18 protein-coding genes are annotated in these 23,548 nt (G+C 64.5%); 1 reads left to right on the top strand and 17 read right to left on the bottom strand.

The annotated features are described in order from the left end of the window. Window positions 1–193: 193 nt before the first annotated feature. Complete coding sequence (locus tag PSEWESI4_RS02110) at window positions 194–2,842, top strand: AAA family ATPase (protein ID WP_047337392.1); 2,649 nt, start codon at window positions 194–196, stop codon at window positions 2,840–2,842. On the opposite strand, the gene PSEWESI4_RS02115 is transcribed toward PSEWESI4_RS02110, so the two are convergent. The 17 genes from PSEWESI4_RS02115 to PSEWESI4_RS25530 all read right to left on the bottom strand — a co-directional run bounded on the left by PSEWESI4_RS02115 (window position 2,805) and on the right by PSEWESI4_RS25530 (window position 23,489). Continuing rightward, window positions 2,805–3,515 (bottom strand): hypothetical protein, encoded by a 711-nt coding sequence (locus PSEWESI4_RS02115; protein ID WP_047337391.1) that lies wholly within the window; start codon window positions 3,513–3,515, stop codon window positions 2,805–2,807. The genes PSEWESI4_RS02110 and PSEWESI4_RS02115 overlap by 38 nt on opposite strands. 7 nt (window positions 3,516–3,522) lie before the next feature. Next, complete coding sequence (locus tag PSEWESI4_RS02120; protein ID WP_058142533.1) at window positions 3,523–4,806, bottom strand: hypothetical protein; 1,284 nt, start codon at window positions 4,804–4,806, stop codon at window positions 3,523–3,525. Window positions 4,807–4,819: 13 nt separating this feature from the next. After that, entirely contained in the window at window positions 4,820–5,638 is an 819-nt protein-coding gene (locus tag PSEWESI4_RS02125; RefSeq protein WP_058142534.1) for a TIGR02391 family protein, read from the bottom strand. Window positions 5,639–5,660: 22 nt separating this feature from the next. Next, window positions 5,661–5,963, bottom strand: a complete 303-nt coding sequence (locus tag PSEWESI4_RS02130; RefSeq protein ID WP_047337388.1) for a helix-turn-helix domain-containing protein — start codon at window positions 5,961–5,963, stop codon at window positions 5,661–5,663. After that, complete coding sequence (locus PSEWESI4_RS02135; protein WP_047337387.1) at window positions 5,947–6,330, bottom strand: type II toxin-antitoxin system RelE/ParE family toxin; 384 nt, start codon at window positions 6,328–6,330, stop codon at window positions 5,947–5,949. The genes PSEWESI4_RS02130 and PSEWESI4_RS02135 overlap by 17 nt, the downstream gene beginning before the upstream one ends. Before the next feature lie 139 nt (window positions 6,331–6,469). Next, entirely contained in the window at window positions 6,470–7,669 is a 1,200-nt protein-coding gene (locus tag PSEWESI4_RS02140) for a tyrosine-type recombinase/integrase (protein ID WP_047337386.1), read from the bottom strand. A gap of 221 nt (window positions 7,670–7,890) precedes the next feature. Next, window positions 7,891–9,294: an amidase gene (locus PSEWESI4_RS02145; protein WP_187669529.1), complete on the bottom strand. Its 1,404-nt coding sequence runs from the start codon at window positions 9,292–9,294 to the stop codon at window positions 7,891–7,893. Beyond that, window positions 9,291–10,154 (bottom strand): alpha/beta fold hydrolase, encoded by an 864-nt coding sequence (locus PSEWESI4_RS02150; RefSeq protein ID WP_187669530.1) that lies wholly within the window; start codon window positions 10,152–10,154, stop codon window positions 9,291–9,293. The genes PSEWESI4_RS02145 and PSEWESI4_RS02150 overlap by 4 nt, the downstream gene beginning before the upstream one ends. A gap of 53 nt (window positions 10,155–10,207) precedes the next feature. Next, the gene (locus tag PSEWESI4_RS02155; protein WP_187669531.1) at window positions 10,208–11,545 is read right to left on the bottom strand and encodes a Rieske 2Fe-2S domain-containing protein; all 1,338 of its coding nucleotides are present in this window, start codon (window positions 11,543–11,545) and stop codon (window positions 10,208–10,210) included. 159 nt (window positions 11,546–11,704) lie between these two features. After that, window positions 11,705–12,706 (bottom strand): AraC family transcriptional regulator, encoded by a 1,002-nt coding sequence (locus tag PSEWESI4_RS02160; protein WP_187669532.1) that lies wholly within the window; start codon window positions 12,704–12,706, stop codon window positions 11,705–11,707. Window positions 12,707–13,086: 380 nt separating this feature from the next. Continuing rightward, entirely contained in the window at window positions 13,087–13,635 is a 549-nt protein-coding gene (locus tag PSEWESI4_RS02165; RefSeq protein WP_187669533.1) for a cupin domain-containing protein, read from the bottom strand. A 59-nt stretch (window positions 13,636–13,694) separates the two neighbouring features. Continuing rightward, entirely contained in the window at window positions 13,695–14,801 is a 1,107-nt protein-coding gene (locus PSEWESI4_RS02170) for an alcohol dehydrogenase catalytic domain-containing protein (protein ID WP_187669534.1), read from the bottom strand. A 131-nt stretch (window positions 14,802–14,932) separates the two neighbouring features. Further along, entirely contained in the window at window positions 14,933–16,201 is a 1,269-nt protein-coding gene (locus PSEWESI4_RS02175) for a DUF1329 domain-containing protein (RefSeq protein WP_187669535.1), read from the bottom strand. Between the two features lie 20 nt (window positions 16,202–16,221). Continuing rightward, window positions 16,222–17,829 carry a DUF1302 family protein gene (locus PSEWESI4_RS02180; RefSeq protein WP_187669536.1) on the bottom strand — a complete coding sequence of 536 codons (1,608 nt, stop codon included), beginning with the start codon at window positions 17,827–17,829 and terminating at the stop codon, window positions 16,222–16,224. 63 nt (window positions 17,830–17,892) lie between these two features. Then, on the bottom strand, window positions 17,893–20,265 hold the full coding sequence (locus PSEWESI4_RS02185; protein WP_187669537.1) for an efflux RND transporter permease subunit: 2,373 nt from the start codon (window positions 20,263–20,265) through the stop codon (window positions 17,893–17,895). 35 nt (window positions 20,266–20,300) lie between these two features. Then, complete coding sequence (locus PSEWESI4_RS02190; protein WP_187669538.1) at window positions 20,301–21,350, bottom strand: WD40/YVTN/BNR-like repeat-containing protein; 1,050 nt, start codon at window positions 21,348–21,350, stop codon at window positions 20,301–20,303. 162 nt (window positions 21,351–21,512) lie between these two features. Beyond that, window positions 21,513–23,489, bottom strand: a complete 1,977-nt coding sequence (locus PSEWESI4_RS25530) for a methyl-accepting chemotaxis protein (protein WP_187669539.1) — start codon at window positions 23,487–23,489, stop codon at window positions 21,513–21,515. Window positions 23,490–23,548: the final 59 nt, after the last annotated feature.

Genomic DNA, 23,548 nt, shown 5'->3' on the forward strand with positions numbered 1-23,548 from the left:
GCTCCATGCCATACACGCCCCCCGGCAAGTGGAGCGCGCAGGCCCACCAGGGCCGGAGGCGTTAGGGATCAAAGCCGGATGGCCACAACTCGATACGAGGCGCGGGGCGTGACCCCCAAGCCCAACGGCGAAACGCAGAGACGCACAAAATGAAAAAATCGGGTAAAACTTGCAACAAAGACTGGAGGGGGCTATGTCGATACTGCAAGAAATTCTGGCTTGGACTCAGGGATTGCCAGCTTGGCAAAGCGATGCCGTCGCACGCCTGCTGGCGAAGCAGACATTGACGATGGATGACAACGAAGATCTATTCGCGCTGCTTAAGCTGGCACATGGAATTCCCGATCCGAAGGGCCGTCAGCCTAAACCCCTAACGGCCGACCAGATTCCTGCGCCCGTTGCGGTGGCGACGCACATCGAGCTGGTCGCAATGAAGAACATGAGAAACGTCAATGCGATTGCAGAGAATCAGCGCTTGCCTTTCAATGCAACAGGTATGACCGTCATCTACGGAGATAACGGTTCTGGCAAATCAGGATATTCGAGGGTGCTCAAGCGCGCCTGCCGCGCTCGCGACCGAACTGAAGCGATCCATCCCAATGCCCACCTCCCCGCTGGTCAAGCCGGCGTCCCAGAGGCGACCTTTGAAATCTTGGTGGACGGTGTTGCGAAGGACGTGCAATGGACGCATGGCAAGGTAGCTCCCCCTGAATTGTCGTCATTGGCAGTCTTCGACACGCGCTGTGCACGCGCCTATCTGGACAGTGAAGACGATTTCTCTTACGTACCTTACGGGCTCGATGTATTTGAGGCGTTGGCGAAAGTCTGCAAGCAGTTGAAGGCTATGGTCGAAGCTGAGCAGATGCAGTCCGCTGCCGACCTTACTGCATTTTCCCCGTTGCAGGGCGATACTCTGGTCGGCAAGCTGATTTCCTCACTGTCCGCAAAGACAACTCAGGCCCAGATCGACGCGCTAGCCAACTTGACCGCAGAAGAATTGGCGCAGCACGCCGAATTGGAAAAGAGCCTGCAAGAGAACAATCCGAAGGATAAGGCAGCTCAACTGCGCTTGCAGGCTCGCCGTGTCACAACCATCGCGACAAGCGCGACCAGCAAAGGCGCGCTGGTAGACCATCCCGTCGTCGAAAAGCTGCGCAGTTTGGCGGACAGCTATCGCACAGCGCAGGCAGCAGCCGCGCTTGCTGCCAAAGAATTCAAGGAAGGCGAAGATCTTCTGCCGGGCACCGGGGGAGAGGTTTGGCGCGAGCTGTTCGACGCCGCTCGCAAGTTTTCCGTCGAGTCACATCCGGACAAGGCGTTTCCCGACCTAGGCACAGATGCACCTTGTCCGCTATGCCAGCAGCCCTTGGCCGAAGGCGCTACTCGCTTGCTGCGTTTTGAGGCATTCATCCAGCAAGAAGCCGAGAAGACTTCACAGACACGTCGGGCCGCACTGTATGCAGAGTACAAGCCTTTCATCGCGCAGAACCTGACGTTGAATCTCGACGATGTGACCTATGGAGAGATTGAAGCGTTGGACCCGAAGTTGGCAGCGGACGTCAAGGCATTCGAGCCGCTGCTGGCAGCCCGCCAAGAGGCTATCAAGGCGGCTGTGCTCTCACACCAGTGGGAAGGCGTTGCTCAAGCCCTAGAAAATCCCGCGCCGCGACTTCAAGCGCTGGCCGACAAGCTGAACACTGCGGCAGAAACATTGGAAAAGGCCTCAGACGAGAAGGCCCGCGCTACCCTCCAGAAGCAGTTCATGGAGCTGAATGCACGGGTCAAGCTGCGAGAGGTCAGAGACGCGGTGGTCACGGCCGTGGGCAAGCTCAGCCATCAAGCGAAACTTGCGCAGTGCCTATCCGCTGTTAAGACCAATGCCATCTCGCTGAAGGCATCGGACATGGCCGAGAAGGTTGTTTCCAAGGAACTCGCCGAAGCGCTGAATCGCGAGTTCAAGGCATTGGGGGTTGGTGCGTTGAGCGTATCACTGCAGAGCCGCGCCGACAGAGGCAAGGCGTTGCACAAGCTGAAATTGGAACTTCCTCAAAGTCGAAGCCCCGGTGACATTCTGAGCGAGGGCGAACAGCGCGCCGTGGCGATCGGCTCCTTCTTGGCTGAAGTCGGGTTGAGCGGTGGCAAAGGCGGCATCGTCTTTGACGATCCTGTGTCATCGCTCGACCATCGCAGGCGAGAGCGCGTAGCAAAGCGCCTGGCCACCGAAGCCGCGTATCGTCAAGTTGTAGTGTTCACCCATGACATCTACTTCTTATGTCTCTTGGTGGAGGAGGCCAAAACTGCCGGCGTGGCGATTTCGACTCAAAGCCTGATTCGCCGCGCTGAGGGGTTTGGCGTCGCCGATCCAGAACTCCCGTTTGAAGGGAAGAATGCAAGTAAGCGGATCGGCGCGCTAAAGGCCCAACAGCAGTCCATCGCCAAGCTGCACAAGGATGGTGAGGAGCAAGAACACCGAAAGCAAACAATCGATGCCTATTTTCGTTTACGCATGGCGTGGGAGCGTGCTGTCGAAGAAGTCTTGCTGCGTGAAGTGATCCTCCGATTCCGTAAGGGCGTGGAAACGCAAAGGCTCGCTGGCGTCGTGGTCGATGACGACGACTATGCCCAAGTCAATGCAGGCATGACGAAATGCTCGAACTATGCACATGACAAGGCGCTGATGGGTGGAATCGCAGTCCCCGATCCCGATGAGCTTCTCGCCGACATCACAGCGCTGGAAATGTGGCGGGCGCAGATTGAGAAGCGCGGTGTGGAGACGGCTAAGAAGCGCAAGGCTGCTCCAACCGTTAGTGGGGCGCCCGCAGTGGCCGCAACACCTGGGTGAGTGGAGTTTCACGAAATTCCCACATGTGCGAATCGTCATGGATAAAGATGGTATCGAACACTGAAAAAGCGCCCATTTCAGCAAGAAGCGGGGCCAAATACGATGCCGCTTTGGAGCAGTTGATGGCTGGCAGCGGCCAGTTGTCATACACGATCAACCAGTTGGCGGGGTATCGAACGAAGCCGTCGGCCGTCGCCTTCGGCATCTTTTCTTTGACGTAGTGGGCCATCGCGGCGGCCCATTCGCGCTCCGGCGAATCGCCACACCACCCTGGGCCTGACTCGTCGGCCTCGATCTCACGGCGGAGTTCACCGGCCGTCTTTCTGGGTTCCCCAGGCAACACATGGGGAGTGAAGTAGACGTCCGGCCCCAAGCCCTCCTTTTCACGGAGAAAGTCAGCGCGGGCGATGTTCTCCGGCACAGCTTCAGTGTGCTCGATTCCCACATCGGCCCGGAACATCGCCAAAAGGAAATCCGGCTTGTCAGAATGGGTCAAGGTCAGCGGGAACGAGAGCTGTTCAACCGGTAGCGTCGCAAGCAGATGCGCGATGCAATAGCGCTCTGCATGGTGGTTCCGGCGCCCCTCCGACCGCGGGGGAACATCGATGTCCAACTCGGCTAGCCTGTCCTTTAGCTCCGCTGGAGTATTTGCCCGCAGGATGATTTCCGACATGGGATGGTCATGCCTCCTGGTTGGTTGCTGCGTGATTGCGATGCAGGTCCGACACCACTGCGATCAACCTGTTGATCGGTTCGGCCAGCCGCTTCGGCAATACGCGGTGCTGGGTATGAGTTTTCAGGTCGGCGATCCAGCGATGCGCAACCCACACATCTTCTTCGGGGTGGTTGTTGTTCACGCCATTGCAATACTTGTAGCCAACGAGCGCATCTGTGTGCGACAGCAGGATGCGCGCCATCGTCATGTGGAAGCGATGGGCCTGGATATCCGCTGGACCTTTGGGGCGCGGCACGGTCAACCGTAGGCATCGCTGGCTGTTGAACTCACTCCAGTCGGGGCCAACGACCTGTCCCGCGCGTTCCAGCATTTTGCGCGACTGTTCGTTCTTGCCATTGACCAGAGCAACGGCGACCGTACCTTTCGGGTACTCCAGCTTTTCGGCGAGCAAGTTCATCCAGCGCACCAGCTTATTCAGTGTCTCATCGTCGGCAAACACAAGGAACTGATGGCGTTGCTCGTCGTCCAGAAACGCCGGCAATTGCGCGTAGAGGGGGTACAGCAGGTCGTGGATATAGATGTAGGTCTGCCGGCGTCCTTGCTCGTGGCTCCGCGTGGTTGCGGTCAGTACCCGCTGTGCCCACTCAGGCGTAAGTTCGTCCAGCGTCATCTCGGTGATGTCGATGGAAATCAGCGGAAATCCGAGCGACTTCCCGATCAGCGCCTTGCGCCCGTCGAAGGCGTGGCCGAGTTCGATTTCAACGCCGCCCAGCACCATCGGCTCGACCTGGACCGGCGGCCCGAGCACAGCCACGTCGAGCCGGAATTTGCTGCCAAACGGCGTCTCCAGGGGATGCTCGGTTGCCACCCGGTCGGCGCCGAGCAACAAGTTGCCTTCCAGCGGATAATCCGACGCATCCGCATCCTTGAACGCCCACGGCATCGCAAGCCCGGCATTCAAGCGTCGGGAGAGTTCGGCCGCGACACGTTCTTTCGCCCGCCGGTGTTCGGGGCTTTCCTGCACGGCGCGCCACCGACTGGCTTCTTCATCGTCGAAGTGTGCTTTGGGGTTGAAGGTGTGCTGGGCAGGAAGCACCCGAAAATGGGATCGCCGACGCAGCTTTCCGCTTTCAAAGGAGGGGCTGACCCATGTCACCATCTGTCGTGATGCGTCTGGAGATACCAGGGGCCACAGTTTGCGCGCATGCTCCCGGCTGCGAACGTCGCGGGCGGCGATCGTGGTCTGAAAAATCCCTTTTCGAGAGAAGACAACGATCGCCTCGTCCATTCTTGGCCTTCCCTTATGGCGATACGGTCGCTAATTTCGTGGTGTCATCCAACTTGCGGTGAATCAGCGATACCAGCGTCAGGATGTCCAGTGCATCCTGTTCGGACATGGGCCAATTCGTCTTGGGTGCATGGGCCAGCGGATTGCGCACGGCGCCAAACAGGCCGATCAGAAGATTGGCAAAGCCTTTCTGCTCGCTCTTCTCGGACTCTGTGGTGAGCGGCCCCAAGGCCAGAACGGGCTGCTGGCCTGAGAATGCCTTGTTCACCAGCTCAGCGCCATCGCCGCTCAGGCCCGAAAGCAGGCGAATCCGCTCCGCAACGCCTTTCGTTGCCTCGAACACGGCATGGAAATAGTTTTCGTCCAGCAACTCCGCGCGGCAGTAGTTCAGCACTTCCGCGTGGACGACACGGCTTTCCAGAGCAGCCCTGAGTCGCCCCGCTCGGGCCCGCGCGGCATCGAGCGTCGTGGTCTTATCGGCGTGCGCGACCTTGCCATCTTCGCGCACGTAGAAACCGGAGAAGGCAAGCACGACGTTGAGTTCGTCGCGCCGCCAAGCGAACGTCGCAGGTTCGCGGGCGTAGTTCACAGGGTTCATCGCGCGATTGATGAACATGATGAGATGGTTACCGACCTGGTGCTGATTCTGTACGCCGGCCAGCGCATTGAACAATCGCTTCCACTTGGTCATGCCAGGCGACGTGTCGGCAACCTCGATTTCGTGCAGCAGGCGTTCTATCTGTGTGCCACTCAGGCCGCGCTCGGTATCGGCGAGCACGCGGCAAGCGGCTTCAAGATGCTGTGAGCTGAAAGGAGGAATTCGCGTCGCCACTGCCTGTCTCCGTTGTCAGGCATCAGATGATGGCCTGCAAGCCCTTATCGGCAATGATGTTCAGCAGTTTGAGTGCAGGTCCTGTGGGATGGGTCTCGCCTTGCTCCCACTTTCGCACGGTCGAAGCCGTGGTGTGCAAGTGAAGCGCGAACACCGGCTGGCTGAACTTCAAGGTTTCGCGCAGGCGTTTGATGTCGGCCGCGCCGAACTCCCGCACGGGAGGCGGGCAAATCGCGTCGAACTCGCGCATCGTCACCTTGCTGATCGCTCCCGCTTCATGAAGCGCAGCCAGGTCACCTCGCAGGGATTCAATGATCTTGCTCACAATGCACCTCCAATAACAGACCGGACTGCAACGCCATCGACAAGGCTTCGGCAGACAGTTCCATGAACACCTTGCCGGCGAATTGCAGTGCCTTCTTCTCGTCCTGTGTGACGTTCGCCTTATCGCTCTTGGAAAACCCGTGCAGGAACACATAGCGGCTACCTATCCTGGCTGACAGCAGCGTGCGGTAGCCGCCGCTCTTACCGCCACCGGGGCGAGCCACCCGCTTCTTGTAGAGGGAGCCGCCCAAGTCCGCATCGATCAGACCGTTTTCCATCTCCTGAACCGCTTTGCACAAGGCAGCATCGGGCAGCTTCTCACTCGCCTGCCACCGCGCGAAGTCCCTGCGCTTGAGGATGCTCGTCATGTCGACCTCCAAACTATACCCGTAACGGGCATGTTTTTCAAACCTTCGCCGTGAAGCCGCCCTGGAAGGGGGGGCCTGCCCGATTCTCGTGACACCAACACGACAATCGGAACAGGCAAGGCGGGGTGCTGGCCGCTGCTCATGCAGTGGCTTCCGCCGGGCGCGAGGCACCCGTGATCGCCAGCCGCCGGCTTGCCACCAGCTCGGCCGCGTCGCGCACCGGCTTGTCCTCGGTGTGGACGTAGTGCATGAACATCGCCACGGTCTTGTGACCCGTCAGCCTCATCCCCACCTTGGTCGGCACGCCCGAATTGGCAATGTCCGTCGTGGCGCGGTGGCGGATGCCGTGCGTGCCGACATGCGGCACGCCGGTAGCCTTGAGCACGCGCTTCCAACCTCCATAGTGCTCGCCAAAGGTCAGGTGTCGGGTCGGATCATTGGGTGACGGCAGGACATAGGGGCAACCCTCCCGGCGCGGCGCAGTCGAAAGCAGCCGATAGGCTTCCTCGCTCATAGGCTTGGAAACGCCTCCGGTCTTGCTGTCGGGCCAGACGACGCGGCGCTTCTCCAAATCTACCCAATCCCATTCCAACGGGCAGATTTCGGAGCGGCGAGCAGCGAATTCGAATTGCAGGCGGATCGCCAGCGGGATGACGTAATTCTCCAGCCCTTCCGCCTCCAAATGCTCCAAGTGACGGAAGATCCGTACCAGCTCATCGTCCACGATGAGCCGGGTTTCCTTGCCCGGCGGGTACATCGGGACGTGACGGCATGGATTCGTGCCGTCCGGGCGCAGGCCCCATACTTCGGCCAGATTGAACATCTTGCGCAGCACGCCGAAGGTGCGGTTGGCCTCGGCCGGCTTGTAGGCCAGCTTCTTCATCAACGCGGCCACGTCCGGGCGCTTCACGTCCTGCACCTTCATCCGGCCCATGATGGGGATGATGCAGCGGTCGATGACCCCCTGGTAGCCTCGCTGCGTGCTGGGCTTATTGCGCTGCCTGGAGTAGTCCTCCATGAAGGTGTGGCAAAACTCCTTCATGGTCGGAGCCTTACGGGCAGCGTTCTTGGCCGCGCTGGGGTCGCCGCCCTTGCGCACCTCGGCCAGCCACTCCTGAGCCATCGTGCGTGCCTGATCGACTGTCAGCTCGCCGTACTGCCCCAGGGCGGGTTTGCGGCGTTCGCCGGCGTTCGTGCGGTACTGGAGCATGAATACCTTGCGGCCAGCAGGGGTGATCTTGCATAGGAAGCCGGGCACCACGGTATCCCGGAGCTCGATGGCCTTGGATTGAGGTTGTGCCGAGTCGACTACGGACTTGGTGAGCTTGATTTTCGCCATGATGACTCCTCGGAAAGCCCGGTTTCCAAGAGCCGCATGGGAGCCACGCGAGGGGAAGCCGGGTCAAATTTCGGAAAGCACCGGCATATGTTGAACTCGCCTAAGTGGTTGATAAACCTGCTGTATCTAGCCCTGGCGTAGTCCAGCGAATTGCGATGCTGGAGTCATCGTGAAACAAAAAAAAACCCGTGCCAGAACGGCACGGGCCAACAAAGGAGTCGTTACAGACCCGGGGGATGCACGCGGTGCCAGGTGCTGACCTTTTGCAGCGCCATGCCGGCGCGGCACAGCAGCGCCTCGGCCCCTTTGCCGGCGATGAACTGGCAGCCGAGTGGCAGGCCGTCGCCGGTGAAGCCGCAGGGCAGGCTCAGGCAGGGATGGCCGCTGACATTGAACGGCGCGGTGAACTGGATCAGCCGGCGGTTGGCTTCCGGGTCCTGGGCCAGGTTCGCCAGTTGCGCGTGGGTCGGCGCGGCGTAGGGCTGAACCGGTGCGAGCAGCAGGTCGACCTCGTTGAGCACGCAGTCCAGTTCGCCGCTGAAACGCTGCGCGTCGAGCAGGATGCGCTGGTAGTCCATGCCGCTCATCTCGCGCCCGCCGTCGATCAGCCGGCTGAGTGCCGGGCCGTATTCGGCGGCGCGCCGTGGATAGGTCTCGGCGTGCGCCACGGCGGTCTGCACGCCGCAGTGGCGTTCCCAGTTGCCGCTCACCGCGCGGGTATCCGGCATGCGCACTCGCAACAGGCTGCCGCCGCCATCGCGGATGATCGCCATGACCAGTTGCAGCGCTTCCTGGATCACCGGGTCGACGCCGTCGCTCAGCCAGGCCTCGTCGATGCCGACGCGCAGGCCACGGAACGAGTCGTCGATGCCGGGCACCTCCAGGCACACGCTGGGCAGCGAGGTCGGGTCCCTGGGGTCGTGGCCGGCAATGGTCGACAGCAGGAACAACGCATCGCGCGCGCTGCGGGTGATCGGTCCGACATGGTCGAGGCTGGCGGCCAGTTCGAACGTGCCATGGCGGCTGACCCGCCCCCAGGTCGGCTTGAGTCCGGTGAGCCCGTTGGCGGCACAGGGGAAGCGGATCGAGCCGCCGGTGTCGCTGCCCAGCGAGGCGTAGCAGAGGCCGGCCGCGGTGGCCACGCCACAGCCACTGGACGAAGCACCGGCCCAGTGGTCGGCGCCCCAGGGGTTTACCGGGGCGACGATATCCGGGTGGTGGATCGCGAACGCGCCCTCGGTCATCTGCAACTTGCCGAGCAACACGCTGCCGGCTTCGCGCAGGCGGGCGACCACGGTGGCATCTTCCCGTGGGATGAAGTCGCGGTGGATCGGCATGCCTGCCGCGGTGGGCACTCCGGCGGTATGGAACAGGTCCTTCACCGCCAGCGGGATGCCGTGCAGCGGACTGCGGCATTCGCCGCGCGCCAGCTCGCGCTCGGCCTGGCGCGCCTGCTCCAGGGCCAGTTCCGGGGTGATCCGGGCGTAGCTGTGCAGCCTGCCGTCAAGCTGGTCGATGCGCGCCAACTGCGCCTCGGTGACCTCCACTGGCGAGAGCCTGCCGGTACGGATCAGCCGCGACAGCTCGTACATCTCCAGGTAGTGCAGATCGCTGCTGGTACTCATGGGTAGCCCTCGAGAAAATTGATGGCGAGCGTGTTGAATTCGCCCGGGCATTCACTCTGCAGATGGTGCGCGGCGTTGCCGATCACGTGCAGGCGCGCGTCGGCGAACTGGTTGACCATCAACATCGGCACATCGATGCCGCCGAACCAGTCGTGCAGGCCCCAGAGGATCAGGCTCGGCGCCTTCACCTCGGCGAACAGCGGCACCAGGCTCTCCCACTCGCCGAACGCGCCGGGCCGTTCGAGCAAGGCACGGAAGCCGGGATTGCAGCTCGCCTCGTAGCGCAGGCGCAGGGACTCTTCGTCGATAGCGCGGTCGTCGTGCAGCTCGTAGCGGCAGATCAGCGCGCGCATCTTGTCCAGGCTCGGCCCGCCGTCGGCGAGGAAGTAGTCGCTCATCAGCGTGGCGGCATGCTTGCTGAACAGCGGCAGCGGCTGCATCACGCCACGCGCCACCGGCTGCGAGCCGATCAGCACCATCCGCCCTACCCGCTCGGGATGCGCGGCGGCGAAGCGGATCGCCACGCAGCCGCCGAACGACTGGTTGACCAGGTGCGCGCGGGCGATGCCCAGCGCATCGAGGAAGCCGAGCAGCTTGCGCGCGTGCCAACTGAACACCGGGCCGTCGACCGCCACCATGTCGGAGCCGCCGAACTGCGGGAAGTCGAGGAAATAGCAGCGCTGCCGCGCGGCGAAGACGGCGGCGCTGCGGTGGAAGTTGCTCCAGGCGCTGCTGCCGGGACCACCGCCGTGGGTGAAGATCACCGGCGGGCGATCATCCGGGCCGTCGACCTCGCGGTAATGCAGGCGCACCCCGTCGACCGTGACGAAACGGCCATGGGAAACGAGTGACTCACTCATCGGGAAATATCCTCGCCGAGGGCGGTCCGGCGTGCGCCGGACCGCTGCCGGGATCAGTCTTCTTCGATCTGGCGGACCTTGTAGCCCGGACGATGACCGTCGGCGGTGTCCTTGAAGATCAGGCTGGTGTGCTTGACCGCGCCGGCCACGCCACGGCCGGGCTTGGCGATGCCGCGATTCCAGCGCGAAGCCATCTTGCGCCAGGTGATCGGCGAGATGTCGGTGGCCACCAACTGCTCGTCGTCCCAGCCGGTGCCGTCGTAGTAGAAGTTCTGCATGGCCTCGCGGGCATACAGGTCGCAGTCGTTGAAGCCGTGCAGGCACAGCGGCTTGTACACACGGTCGTAGCGATACTGATGCTTCTCGCGCTCTTCCGGGGTGTCGCAGACACGCACGATGATTTCCCAGTACTCGTGGGTATCGTCGGTGATCGGCACATACCATTCGTACTGGGCCATGTGCTCGCCCGGCCAGTTCTCGACCATCAGTACCCCGGGCAGGACCACCGAGGTGCGGTAATAGCGCCCCTTGAGGCCTTCCACCTTGAGGTCGAGTTCCTTGTTCTCCATGATCGGCGCCCACTTGTCGGTGAACAGCCACTGCACCAGGCCCTTCGGGCCACCCTCGTCCTCGACCACGGCAATGCAGTCGTCGCTGGTCGGCAGCAGGCCGAGTGGCAATACCCACTCCATGGCATGGACGATGGTGTTGTCCTTGTGCACCAGGATGTGCGCGTTGTCGAAACCGTTCTCGCAGGCGATCCGCCAGTTGCCATAGCCGGTGCGGTGCATGCCCAGGGGCATGGCGTTGTCATCCAGCACGCTCGGCGAGGCGGGCCACAGCGGATGGGGGAATTCCTCGCTGCGCTCGGGGAAGCGGAACGGCAGGTCGTGGGCCAGCGGGGGCACGTCCTCGTCGGGGAAATCGTCTTCGCGGACGAAGACGAAGATCATGCCGTTGACCTCATGCACCGGGTAGGTGGTGATGCCGGTGGTGCCGATCAGCTTGTCTTCCGGGTTGGCGACGATGGTCACCAGCTTGCCGCTCTCCAGGTCGAAGGTGAAGCCGTGGTACCAGCAGGAAATGGTGCTCTTGGTGAAGCACATCGGCTTCTCCGAGAGCCGCACGCCACGGTGCAGGCACTGGTCCTTGAGGGCGAACACCTTGCCGTTGACACGCCGCAGCACGATCGGCACGCCGCAGATCTGGATACCCTCGACCTGGTCCTCGGCCAGCTCGTTACTGAACAGCGCCGGGTACCAGTGGTTGATGAAGCCCCAGGCGGCATCCTTGTACGGTTGGTACTGGCTCTGGGTCTTGGCGTTGTTGGCACGGGCATCGCTGATGCCGGTTTTCACCACACGACGGCGGATGATGGGTTGCTCGGACATGAGAAGGCTCCCGGTAGGCTGACAGGACAATGGCACCGTGGGGCGGTGCGCTTGAGGGTCATCCTAGGAAGCTGGAGCGGGGCTGACGCTCCCCTGACTGAGCGGCTTATCCCACTAGCGCAGAAAGTGCGCGGCAGGGACATCCATGTCCGCGAGCCCTCAGCGGGCAAGGGTCTCCGACGGGCTTTCGCCGAACCGGCGCTTGTAGTCGGTGGTGAAATGGCCGAGGTGGCTGAAGCCCCAGCGGAAGGCCACGGCAGTCACCGTGGTGCTGCCCGGACTCTGCCGTTGCAGTTCTTCCTGCACATGACGCAGGCGGATTTCCTTGAGGTAGAGCATCGGCGAAGTGTTGCGGAAACGGCGGAAGCCGGTGAACAGCGAGCGGCTGCTGACCCCGGCGTGCTCGGCCATCTCGACGATGGAGATCGGCTCGTGGGCGTGTTCCTCGATGAAGCGCTCCACGCGCTTGACGAAGGACGGCGCGATGGACGAGCGCTGGTCGCTGCACAGTTCCTCGCTATAGGTGTTCGGCTGGCAGGACAGCAGCATGTTGACCAGCGTGCTTTCGAACTGCGCGGCGAGCAGCGGCGGCAGCTCGTCGTCGACCGACAGGCTGTCGTAGAGCCAGCCGACCATGCGCATCCAGCGATGGCCTTCCGGAGTGTCCAGCGGCATCGCCGCCTGGAACTCGATGTCCTTGCGCAGGGTACGGCCGAGATGCTGCTGGCAGTGCCGTTCGAGCAGGCTGCGATCGACACGGATGATCAGTTTCTCCGTGCTGTCGCAATGATGGATGGTGATCGGCGACTGGGGACTGAGCACCGTGCCCAGGCTGGGCGTGGAGTGCACCTGCTGGTTGCCGCAGGTGACCATCTCCTGGCCACGGATCGGCATCTGGATCAGGGCGAAGGAATCGAGCACGCCGGGATCGATGGTGACGTCGCCGCCATAGCTCATCCGTCCGATACCGACCCCGCCGATGCGCCGGTAATAGATGCGCGTGTTCACCGCGCCCTTGGTGTCCAGGCTGCGCAGGCGGTTTGCGCAGAAGATGCGTTCGCCCCATTGGCGCGCTTCTTCCAGATCATGGGTACGACACAGTTCGAAGCGGGACAGGACGACCTCGGGCGGCGTTGCCGCCGAAAAAACCAGATTTTCCATTGCGCTTATCCTCTGCCCTGAATGCCACGGGACAGACAGTCTTGTTGATGCAAGGCACGCGAACCCAGTTATGGTTATGTTGGCTAATCACGGTCTTCGCGCATGTGTTGCGAGTCATCGGGCCAAGGGTGGCATGGCCCGCCATTCGGGCCTGGCATGCGGATGACTCGCCGGTTGCGGGGCGATGGCCGGCTCTGCGAGTAACACTCTTGGCGGCCGCGGTCCCGCATCTGGAAAGAGGCAAGAAGCATGCCCTGTTGCGGTCCTCCCCGACCGGTGGCGCCAGCAGGATGCCATCACCCGGCCACGCCGCCACGCATCCCCGGAAATGACCGGGAATGGCCGGAATCTGCCGCTTTTCCAGCATGTTCGCCCGGGGTTCAGTCCCCTCGCGGCGGCCGCTGCGCCCCGATCAGCACGAACAACAGCCGCGCCGGGGTGTTACCGCGGTTGCGCCAGGCGTGGCGTGTTCCCATCTGCACCACGATGTCACCCTGGCGCAGCATGCTGGTGCGCCCGTCATCCAGTTCCAGGGTGATTTCGCCGTCGAGCACCACGCCGTAGTCGATGGTGTCGGTGCGATGGAAACCGGGGGCTTCGGCCTCGAAGCGCTCACCAAGGCCGGGCAGGCGCTGGCAGAGTTCCTCGGCGGCGGCGAGCGGGTCGAAATCCGCGCCGCCGGCCAGGTCGTCCGGTGGGAAGGTAACCAGCAGCGCGCTGCTGCCGCCCGGCGCCGGGATCACTGATTCCGCCTGGGCCGGGTCGCCGGGATGATCGACGATCCGCGCCTGCGGCGGGGTCCGCCAGACCAGGGCGGCGGAGAAGCCGGGTGAGTGGATGAACTCCTCGCAGCCGGGCAGCGGCCCGTGGCTGATGATGGTCGAGGCACCGGCACTGTCGTGGCCGGTCACGGTGCGTATTGTTGTCATTGTCAGTCGCATCCCGAAGGCAGGCCGGCCCGGCCGCACATGACGACCGGACCTGGCGATCAGCCGTGAACGATGTGGAAGTTGGTGAAACCGTTGGCCTGGGTCTGGATGTCGTCGAGCGCTTCGTTGAGTTGCTCCAGCGCATAGCGACGCTCTTCCAGCAGCGACAGGTCGACGGTACCGGCTTCGATCATGCTGGCCATCTCGTCACCCTCGGCGGTGGTGAACCACAGCGAGCCGATGTACTGCAATTGCGCGCACATGAACGGGTGCGGGTCGATGGGGATCGGCCCGGCCACGCCACCGATCTGGATGATCCGCCCGCCCCGGGCCACCGCTTGCATGGCCTCCACCGAAAGCGCCGCCGGGGCCTTCGCACCCAGGGTGTCGAGCATCACATCGACGCCGCCGGGAACCAGGTCGAGTACCTGCTGGCGAAGATCGCCGCCGCCGATGCGCACCGCCTCGATGCGTTCCGGCGCCAGTCGCTTGAGCCTGGCCAGCGCGCCCTCGTCGCGCGCGGCGACCAGGATGCGGGCGGCACCGAAGGCGAGGGCGAGCAGCGCGGCGCCAACGCCCAGGGTTCCCGAGGCACCAAGGATCAGGATGCTCTGGCCGGGCCGCAGCGCCGACTTGCGGATCGCCGAATAGGCGGTGCCGAGGTAACCGAAACGGGTCGCCTGGGCGAAGCTCAGGCGTTGCGGCAGGCGCACCAGGTTGGTCGCGGGCGCGGTCATGTACTGGCCGTAGCCGGCATAGGGGTACTGCCGGAACACCTGTTGCGAGCCCGGACCGAAGCCGAAGTAGCCCAGGAAGGTGTAGGCATCGCAACGCGGCGCCTCGCCCTGACGGCAGTAGCGGCACTCGCCGCAGCCGACGCCGGGATTGACGTAGACGCGGTCGCCAGGCTTGAACGAACGCACCTTGCCGCCCACCGCGACGACGGTGCCGGCACTGTCCAGGCCGAAGATCGCCGGCAGCGCCGGCAACGGCAGGAAGGGATACCACTCGGGGAAATGGGTGGTGACGTTCTTCAGGTTGGGGATGATCCCGCTGGCCTCGACCTTGACCAGCACATCGTGCTCGCCAGGGGTGGGCAGCGGGACGTCGTCAAAGGTGAAGCGACCGCCGATTTCATGCAGGCGCGCGGCTTTCATCATCGACATGGCAAGGCTCTCCTCCGGTTCGGCTGTCGCGGGGCGGCGCCGACCGTTGTGTTTGCTATCGTGTCCGCCGGGGCTGGCCACGGCGGATGGAGCGACGGCCCGGGCGACGCGAGCCGCCGGGCACGGCGAAACTAGCGACCGGCCTTCTGCAGGGCTTGCAGGGAGAAATCGCTGGCCTTGGCGGCGAAGTTGGTCTTCCAGGTCGCCATGTCGATCAGCGACAGGGTCGCGTGGTTGCGCTGGAAGTCGATCACCGCGCTACCCGCGGTGCGCATGTCGCCGTCCTGCGCGTTGTAGTGGGTGTGGAACTCCATGAACTTCCAGAACTCGCCCTTGCGGTTGTAGGCCTCGGCGTAGTGGATGCGCGGGAAGCGGGTCTCCACGTAGAGCACCTTCTTGCTGTAGGGGTGGGTCGACGGCGTGATCGCCTCGACCACGTAGACTTCGCGCGGCTCGAAGTTGTCGTTGTTGATGTTCCAGTACGGCGGCTGGTTCTCCAGGCCCGGGTACTTCTCCTCGAAGCTCTTGCCCTGGGTATTCCACAGGTCCGTGCGGGCGTTGGCCGCGGCCAGCACCCAGCGCTTGCCGAGCAACTTGTATTCGGGATACCAGCAGGGCCGCGCGTTGAAGCCCTCCAGGTCGTCCTGCAACTGGTCGGAAGAACCCACGGGGTCCATCCAGGCCCCGCCGGACAGGCGGCGCACGCGACGTACCGCCGGGATGTAGGCCCACACGTCGTTGACCTTCTCGGCGTCGTACATGACGGTGTAGGTGCCGAGCCCTTTCATGTCCGAGGGCGACTTGAAGTAGAGCAACTGCCGGCCACGCTCGCTGCCGTCACCCTCCACCGGGCTGTCGCCGGTCAGGCGGCCCTTCATGGTGTAGCGGGTGAACTCGGCGACCGGTTCGGCGTGCACGCCGCGCTGGCCGTCGATCAGCAACTGGGTGAAGTTCGGCACCTGGGAAACGTCGCCGACCAACTGGCCGAGATGGAAGTTCCAGACGATTTTCGCCCCCGCCTGCGGGTCCTTCTCGTCGATATCGGGGAACGGTGCGCCGGCGCCCCAGCCATCGATCCGGCAGGCTTCCTGGTTGATCGAGGTCTTGCCGGCGTTGGCCTGGGTGGCCTTGACCCAGCGCGGGTCGAGCTCGACGTTCTTCGACTTGGCCAGCGGCAGTTTCCAACCGCTGTTGCGGATGCGCCATTCCATCTTCTCGGTGAGCAGGCTGGCGATGGTGTGGCCTTCGAAGGTGTCGTTCTTGATCTGGTCGAGGTTGGCGGCGGAAATCACCGTGCCGGCCGGCAGCTCGGCGGCGAGTGCGAAAGTCGGCAGGCTGCCGGCCGCCGCGATGAGGCCAGCGGCCAGGGACTGGCGCAGGGCGAAACGGGATACGGTCATGGCGTGGTCTCCGGTGTGGCTCAGAACAGGTAGGTCAGGCTGGTGTACAACTGGTCGCGGTTGTGGAAGTAGCCGAACAGCGTGGTGCCGTCGCAGGTGGCGGCATTGCCGGGGGTGCACTTGTCGGCATCGCGCGAATCGTCGTCCCAGAAGGCGTCGTACTCGATCTTCCAGCGCCACTTGCTGGACAGCTCGAAAGTCACCGAGGGCACCGCGAAGCCGCCGCCGTTGCTCAGGTCGGCGCCGACCACCAGGTTCGGACGGATACGCCCGCTGTTGTAGCTGAGGTCGAAGATGGCGGTGGCCAGCACCGAGTGCTCCTTGACCTTGCCGCCCCAGCCGACGCTGTAGAGCAACTGGTCGTCCTCGTCGAAGTTCTGCACCCACTTGTCGAACAACTGCACCGAGAAGAACATCGGCTTTTCCGTGCCCAGCAAGCTCTGGGTGGCGGCGATGTTCTTGTCCATGCGCAGCATCATCGCCAGCACGTCCTTGCGGGTGAAACCGTCGAAACCGGGCGCGACGATCTGGCTGATCAGGGTCGGTGTCGACAGCTCGATCTGGTACGGCGCGTCCTTGATGTAGGCGAGCTCGGTGCTGAACACCGCGTCGGCCCATTCGGAGTAGCGGCTGGCGGTGAAGCCGAAGATATCGACGATCGGGTAGATCACCTCGCCGGCGACGCCACGGGTCTGGTCGGTGCCACGGGTCACCGCGCCGGACGGCGTATCCGGCTGGCCGACGATCGCCAGGTTGTCCGAGGCGTTGAGGATCGGCGAGTTGTAGAAGGTCTTCAGGTACGACAGCGAGTAGTTGGTGTCGCCGTACAGGCCGCTCCAGCGCAGGCCGCCGGTCACGTCGCGGTAGTCGCCTTCGTCGTTCTCGAAGTTGTACGGGTCGATGTTGCGGAAATCGACGCCGGCATAGGGCTGGCTCGACCAGCGGCCGCCGTAGATGTCGATCTCGGTGCCGATGTCCGCCTTGCGATCCAGCCCCGGACGCACGAAGACCTCCAGGCCGCCATCCAGCTCGGGCACGTCGACGTTCATCTTGATGATGTTGTTGGTCTTGCGCAGTTCCTCGTTGGCCGGTTCGAGGAAGCTGCGCCAGGTGTTGTCGAAGCCATGCACCAGGTCGTTGGCGGCGAAGAAGTCGGTCTCGCCCCAGGCGATCTGCTGCTTGCCGATGCGGAACGAGGTGCGCTCGCCGACCGGGAAGTCGATGTACAGCTCGCGGATCTCTTCCTTGTTGTAGAGATCCATGATGTCGCCCTTGCCGTCGGCCTCATGGTAGTTGTTCGCGCCCATGTCCTCGAGATGCTCGAGGAAGCCGGTCTTCACCTCGCGCGAGGCGCGCAGCTTGGCCACCACCGAGATGCTGTCGGTGGCCTGCCACTCCAGGTTGAGCCGCGCGGTGCTGCGCGCCATCGAGAGCTTGCCCTTGTCGTCGTAGCCTGGCGTGTCTTCCCAGTTCTTGGCGTTCCAGGACAGCTCTTCGCGCAGGTAGCCGTCGATCTTGAGGCTGTCGTCGGCCAGCAGCGGCGTGGCCAGGGTGCCGAGGGCGATGGCCAGGGCGAGCTTGTCGAACGGGGCGCGCTTGGACGCGCCCTGGATGCGGTGCTTGTACATGTTGTCTCCCCAGGAGGTGATGGCAGCGAGAAACCGTTTGCGTTGTTGTTGTAGGAACCCGTTTCAGGCCGGCTGGCAGGAGCCGGGGGGGGTCTCGGCGAGCGCTTCCGGGCGCTCGCCGAAGATGAAGCGCGGGCGGAACACGTAGACCAGCGATGGCATGACGAACAGCGCGGAGAACGCCGAGACGCTCAGCCAGATGGCCATCAGCAGCCCCATCTCGGCCTGGAAGCGCAACGACGACAGCCACCACAGCAGGGTGGCGAGGATCAGCACGCTGGCGGTGACGATCACCCCCATGCCGGCCGAATGCAGGGACTGGCGGATGGCATGCTCGGGCGTGCTGCCGGCGGCGATCTCTTCCTTGATGCGGTCGACGATGTAGAACGCGTAGTCCACGCCCAGGCCGATGCCGAGCGCCGCCACCGGCACGGTGTTGATGTTCATGCCGATGCCCTTCCAGGTCATGAAGGCGAAGGTCAGCATGTTGGAAATGATCACCGGCACCATGAACACCATGCCGGCCATCGAGGAGCGGTAGACCACCGTGCAGATCACCGCGAGCACCAGCAGGGCCAGGGCGATCGCCTCGATCTGGCTGGACAGGATGATCTCGTTGACCGCCGCCATCACCCCGATCACGCCCCCGGCGAGTTGCCAGTGGCCTTCGGCGAGCGGATGGCTGGCGATGAACTCCTTGATCCGCGCCACGGCGGTACGAATGGTCTCGCCCTGGCGGTCGCGGAACATCAGGGTCACCGAGCCGTTGGCGTACTGGTCGTCGGCGAAGCGCGAGATGTCGCCCGGCTCGGACACCGAGTCGAGCATCGCCACCAGGCTGCCGTTGATCGTGCTGCTGTCGCCCAGCTCCAGGTAGCGCGGGTTGCCTTCGCGCAGGCTGCTGTTCACGTGCGGCAGCACGTCGGCGATGGAGAGCGAGCCGCCGACTTCCGGCTGCGCCTCGATGAAGCGCTGGAAGGCGTTCATCGCGTGAAGCGCCTCGTTGCCCTTGACCAGGCCCGGCCGGCTGTCGTCGCCAAGCACCACGAACATCCTGTCGACCCCCTCGAAGCGCGCGTTGATCGCCGCCGAGTCGAGGTTGTACGGCGAGTTCGGCCAGAGGATCGGCGAGCCGGGGTTGGCGTCGCCGATCTTCAGGTTCAGCGAGTACAGGCCCGCGGCGATCACCACCAGCAGGCTGCCGCCAAGCACCGCGAAACGCGCCCGCGACAGGCTGATCCACACGCACAGGTCGAGCACCTTGCGCAGCGCCGGCAGGCAGTTGATCGGGTGCGCGGAGCCGTGCGGCTTGCGGATGAACGACAGCAGCACCGGGGTGAGGATCACCGCGCTGACGGTCAGCGTCGACACCCAGACCACCGCCAGCACGGTCAGCTTCTGCAACATCGGGATGGGACTGAGGGCGACCACCGCCATGCACGCGGCGTCGGCGATCACGCCGAGCATACCGGGACGGAACAGGTCGGCCAGGGCGACGCGCGCGGCGATCCTGGAAGTGTCGGCAGCGGGTGGCAGCAGTTCCAGTTCGTCGTCGAAACGGTTGACGATCTGCACCGAGTGCGACACCGCCCGCGAGGTGATCAGCATCGCCACCACGATCACCAGCGGCTCGAAGTTGATCCCCAGCAGACGGCAGATGCCCAGCGCCCAGAGCGCGCTGACCGCGCCGGCGAGCAGCGGCAGGCTGACGCCGCGCCAGGTGCGCAGCAGGACGAACAGCATGACCAGGGTCACCAGCAGCGCGGCGATCACCAGTTGCAGGGTTTCCGGCAGGTAGTGGCTGACCCAGCCATAGAGGATCGGGTCGCCGACCACGCGGATCTTCACGCTGCCGTCATCGACCGTGGCGATCAGCGCGCGCACTTCGCTGAACACCTTGGCGTAGTCGACCTGCTGGTCGATGAAATCGACGCTGATCAGGGTCGCCTGCAAGTCCTTGGACACGTACGGGCCATACACCAGCGGGTTGCGCAGCACCGCCTGCCGGAGCTCGCTCATCGCCTCGGCATCGGCCGGCAGGTCGGGCCACATCAACGGACGGCTTTCGATGCCGGCGGTGGATGCGCGCACCTCCTTGAGCTTCTTGGAGGCCAGCGAGGTGATCTGGTACGGGTTGACCGCCGAGACCTCGCGCAGGCCCAGGGTGACGCTACGCACCTTGTCGAGCACGGCGGCCTGGAAGATGTCGCCCTGCTCCACTTCGAACATGATGGTGACCATGTTCGAGCCGCCGAACGTGTCCTTGAACTTCTCGTGGGTCTGCACGTATTCGTGGCGCGACGGCAGCATGTCCTCGAAGACCGTACGCACCTCGATGTGCAGGGCGAACCAGCCCAGGACCAGGGTAAGGAGGAACAGGCTACCGGCTACCAGGCCGCGCCGACGGATACAGAGTTCGGCTATGCGTTCGATCATGTTGTCGTCTCGAATGAAAAGGGCCAGGACGGGGTTCAGGGTTGCAGCGGGGACCACTGCCGGCCGTTCCAGCGGCCGAGGTCGGCGCCGGCCAGCCAGAGGTCGTCGCCGACCGCCAGGGCGCGGGTGTGCCAGGACAGGTTGCGTTCATCCAGGGTGCCGCTCTGCCAGTCGCCGGCGGCGCGGCCGGCGCTCGCCCAGCGCCCCAGGGCGCCGCTGGCGAACCAACGGCCCTGGGCCGGATTCCACAGCACGTCGAACAGGTGATCGTGGATACCGAGGTCGATGCTCTCCCACTGCAGGCCGCCATCCCGGGTGACCAGCAGGGTGCCCTCCAGGCCTACGGCGACGCCGTGGTCGGCATCGCGGAAGCTCACCGACATCAGCGAGCCGGGAACCGGGGCCTCCAGCTCCTGCCAGTTAAGGCCGAAGTCGTCGCTGTGCAGCACGCGGCCGAACTCGCCGACCACCACCAGGCGGCCGCCGTCGAGGATCGCCACGTCGTTCCAGGCCACGTCTTCCTCGTCGCGCAGGCGCCGCCAGGTCTGGCCGTAGTCGCGGCTGAGCAGCAACGCGCCCATCTCACCGGTGGCGATGGCCACTCCGCCGGCGGCGACGCGCACGCGGTTGAGCTTGTTGGCGACTTCCGAGCGCGGTACCCCGCTCGCTGCGTGCCAGTGGCGACCGCCATCCCGGCTGGCAAGCACGATGCCGTCGTTGCCCACCGCCACGGCGTGGCTGGCGTCCCACACGGCGATATCCTGCAGGGTCAGCCTGGTCGGCGTGGCCAGGCGACGGATGTCGCCATCCGCGCCGATGGCGAGGATCTTGCCGTTCGAACCGCTGGCCCAGACCTCGCCGGACGGGGCCAGCGCCAGGCCGTAGAAGTGGTCGCGCCGTTCGAGCAGCGGCGGGGTCACCGTGCTGCCGACCGGCTGCGGCTTGATGAACAGGCCGGCCCACAGCAGGCCAGCGATGATCGACCACGGCAGGACCGTCATCAGGGTACGCAGGGCACGCTGGCCGAGCGCTGCGCGCGCTACCGGATGGGCCGTGGATTGATCGAATTGCATGAGTTTTGACATGGGTCGAATCCGCCAGGTTGGTGTCGTCGTTGGCTGACGACTGAGGCAGTTCGACTCTAGGATTCGCCCGCAGGCCGGACTATCCCGGCACTGCATGGCTTGTCCCCTGGGCGCAGATTTGATGCCGTGCACTGCAAGGCCGGGCATCGCGCCGGTCGGCGGTCACACCCGGAAGCGGCTCACCAGGCCACTCAGGCGCCCCGCCAGGGCCTGCAGGTCATGGCTGCGCCGCTGCACCTGGCCGCTGCTCTGCGAGGTACGCTCGGCACTGTCGGCGATGGTCACCAGGCTGCGCGACAACTGCTCGCTGGTCGCCGCCTGCTGTTCGGTGGCGGTGGCGATCATCTGGCTCATGTCGCGCACCTGGCCGATCATCCGGGTGATGCGGTCGAGCGCCATGCTGGCTTCCCGGGCCCTGGCGACATTCGCCTGGGAGGTATCGCGGCTCTGCTCGACCATGCCGACCACGGTGCGCGTGCGCTCCTGGATGGTGACGATGCTCTTGCGCACCTCCTCGGTCGAGCTGTGCGTACGCCGCGCCAGCGCGCGCACCTCGTCGGCGACCACCGCGAAACCGCGCCCCTGCTCGCCGGCCCGCGCCGACTCGATGGCCGCGTTGAGTGCCAGCAGGTTGGTCTGGTCGGCGATCTCGCGGATCACCGCCACCACCACGCCGATGGCCTGGCTGGCATCGTCCAGTTGCCCGGCCAACGCGGCGATCTCGCCGAGCAGTTGCGCATCCTCGGCAATCGCACCGCTCAGGCGCACCACGGTCGCCTGTCCCTGGGCGACGGCCAGATCGCCTTCGCGGGTCACCTGGGCGGCCTGGCCGGCATTGCCCGCCACCTCCTCGACGGTCGCCGCCATCTGCTGCATCGCCGCGGCCAGTTGGCCAACCTCGTCGCGCTGGGCGTCGACCCCGGCGCCAGAAGCCTGGCTTTCCTGCTGCAACTCCTCCGAGGTGCGCTGCAAGGTCTGGCTGGTGCCCTGGATCTCCAGCACCAGGTCGGCCAGGGTACTGAGGAAACGATTGAACTCGCTGGCCAGGGTCGCCAGTTCGTCGCGGCCGTTGACCGGCAGCCGTGAACACAGGTCGGCGTCGCCCGAGGCCAGTTGGCGTATCGCCTGGACCACCGCCTGGAGCGGTCGCGACATCGCCTGGCCGAGCAGGAGGATGGTGCCGGCGAGCAGCGACATCGCCACGCTGCCGAGCGCCAGCAGCTTGATCGCCAGGCTTTTCACCCCGCCGAGCACCGCCTCGCTGGGCACGGCGGCGCCGAACGACCAGGGCGTTCCGGTTTCGCCGATGACCACCGGCACGGCGAGCATGAAGACTTCCGCCTGCATCGCCGGCGAGAAGAAGCGGATCGTCAGGCTCTGGCCGTTGCGCACCGCATCGATCATCGGTTGCAGGTAGTCGCCGAGGAAATCCGCCTCGGTTTCCGCTTCCTTGCGGCCGATGCGGCTGGGATCCGGATGGGCGACCAGGGTGGTGTCGTGGGCGGTCAGCGCGGCCACGCCGACGTCCAGCGGGCGCAACCGCGCTACCCGCGCCTGGAGCTGGTCGGCATCCAGGGCCAGGCCCAGACTGCCGACCAGTCGACCGTTGTGGCGCACCGGCACCTGTATCGCGACGATCCGATGGGCCGTCGCGGCGCCCGGCAGGAACTGCGGCGGCGTCACGCTCTCGCGCTCGGCCGGCGTGCTGCCGAGCGCGCCACGCAACGCCTGGCTCTGCTCGGCAGGAGCCGCCTGTAGCGCACGCTCGCTGCGCAGCCACATCAGGGTCTGGCTGTCGGCGTTGCCGGGCAGCCACCAGGCCGCCGTGGCTTGCGGGCTGTTGTGCAACAGCGACTCGAGTTGCTGGTCGGCGATCCGGCTGTCCGCCAGCTCACCGTCGACCACCTCGCGGCCGAGCATGTCGGCGGTGATCCGCGCGGCATGCAGGGCACCATCGAAGTAGGCGGCGATTTCCGCGGCCTGCTGCTTGACGATGGCCTGCATCGCCACCTCCGCCAGCGCCTCGGTGGAAACCCGGCTCGACTGGTAGACCAGCAGAACCGTGGCCAGGTAGACCAGCAAGGTCAGTGGCAAGATGGTCAACAGCAGTTTGTTCTTCAGGGACAGCTTGGCCAGCATGGCGAACTCCTGTCGCGGCAGCCGGCGGCACATCCCTGCCCCGCGTGTGTGATGATTCG

Origin of the sequence: Zestomonas carbonaria, assembly GCF_904061905.1 — a bacterium.
GTDB classification, from domain to species: Bacteria; Pseudomonadota; Gammaproteobacteria; order Pseudomonadales; family Pseudomonadaceae; genus Aquipseudomonas; species Aquipseudomonas carbonaria.

Coding starts and splice junctions, on each gene's coding strand:
- PSEWESI4_RS02110 (WP_047337392.1), top strand. CDS start 194: ATGTCGATACTGCAAGAAATTCTGGCTTGGACTCAGGGATTGCCAGCT.
- PSEWESI4_RS02115 (WP_047337391.1), bottom strand. CDS start 3,515: ATGTCGGAAATCATCCTGCGGGCAAATACTCCAGCGGAGCTAAAGGAC.
- PSEWESI4_RS02120 (WP_058142533.1), bottom strand. CDS start 4,806: ATGGACGAGGCGATCGTTGTCTTCTCTCGAAAAGGGATTTTTCAGACC.
- PSEWESI4_RS02135 (WP_047337387.1), bottom strand. CDS start 6,330: ATGACGAGCATCCTCAAGCGCAGGGACTTCGCGCGGTGGCAGGCGAGT.
- PSEWESI4_RS02140 (WP_047337386.1), bottom strand. CDS start 7,669: ATGGCGAAAATCAAGCTCACCAAGTCCGTAGTCGACTCGGCACAACCT.
- PSEWESI4_RS02145 (WP_187669529.1), bottom strand. CDS start 9,294: ATGAGTACCAGCAGCGATCTGCACTACCTGGAGATGTACGAGCTGTCG.
- PSEWESI4_RS02150 (WP_187669530.1), bottom strand. CDS start 10,154: ATGAGTGAGTCACTCGTTTCCCATGGCCGTTTCGTCACGGTCGACGGG.
- PSEWESI4_RS02155 (WP_187669531.1), bottom strand. CDS start 11,545: ATGTCCGAGCAACCCATCATCCGCCGTCGTGTGGTGAAAACCGGCATC.
- PSEWESI4_RS02160 (WP_187669532.1), bottom strand. CDS start 12,706: ATGGAAAATCTGGTTTTTTCGGCGGCAACGCCGCCCGAGGTCGTCCTG.
- PSEWESI4_RS02165 (WP_187669533.1), bottom strand. CDS start 13,635: ATGACAACAATACGCACCGTGACCGGCCACGACAGTGCCGGTGCCTCG.
- PSEWESI4_RS02170 (WP_187669534.1), bottom strand. CDS start 14,801: ATGTCGATGATGAAAGCCGCGCGCCTGCATGAAATCGGCGGTCGCTTC.
- PSEWESI4_RS02175 (WP_187669535.1), bottom strand. CDS start 16,201: ATGACCGTATCCCGTTTCGCCCTGCGCCAGTCCCTGGCCGCTGGCCTC.
- PSEWESI4_RS02180 (WP_187669536.1), bottom strand. CDS start 17,829: ATGTACAAGCACCGCATCCAGGGCGCGTCCAAGCGCGCCCCGTTCGAC.
- PSEWESI4_RS02185 (WP_187669537.1), bottom strand. CDS start 20,265: ATGATCGAACGCATAGCCGAACTCTGTATCCGTCGGCGCGGCCTGGTA.
- PSEWESI4_RS02190 (WP_187669538.1), bottom strand. CDS start 21,350: ATGTCAAAACTCATGCAATTCGATCAATCCACGGCCCATCCGGTAGCG.
- PSEWESI4_RS25530 (WP_187669539.1), bottom strand. CDS start 23,489: ATGCTGGCCAAGCTGTCCCTGAAGAACAAACTGCTGTTGACCATCTTG.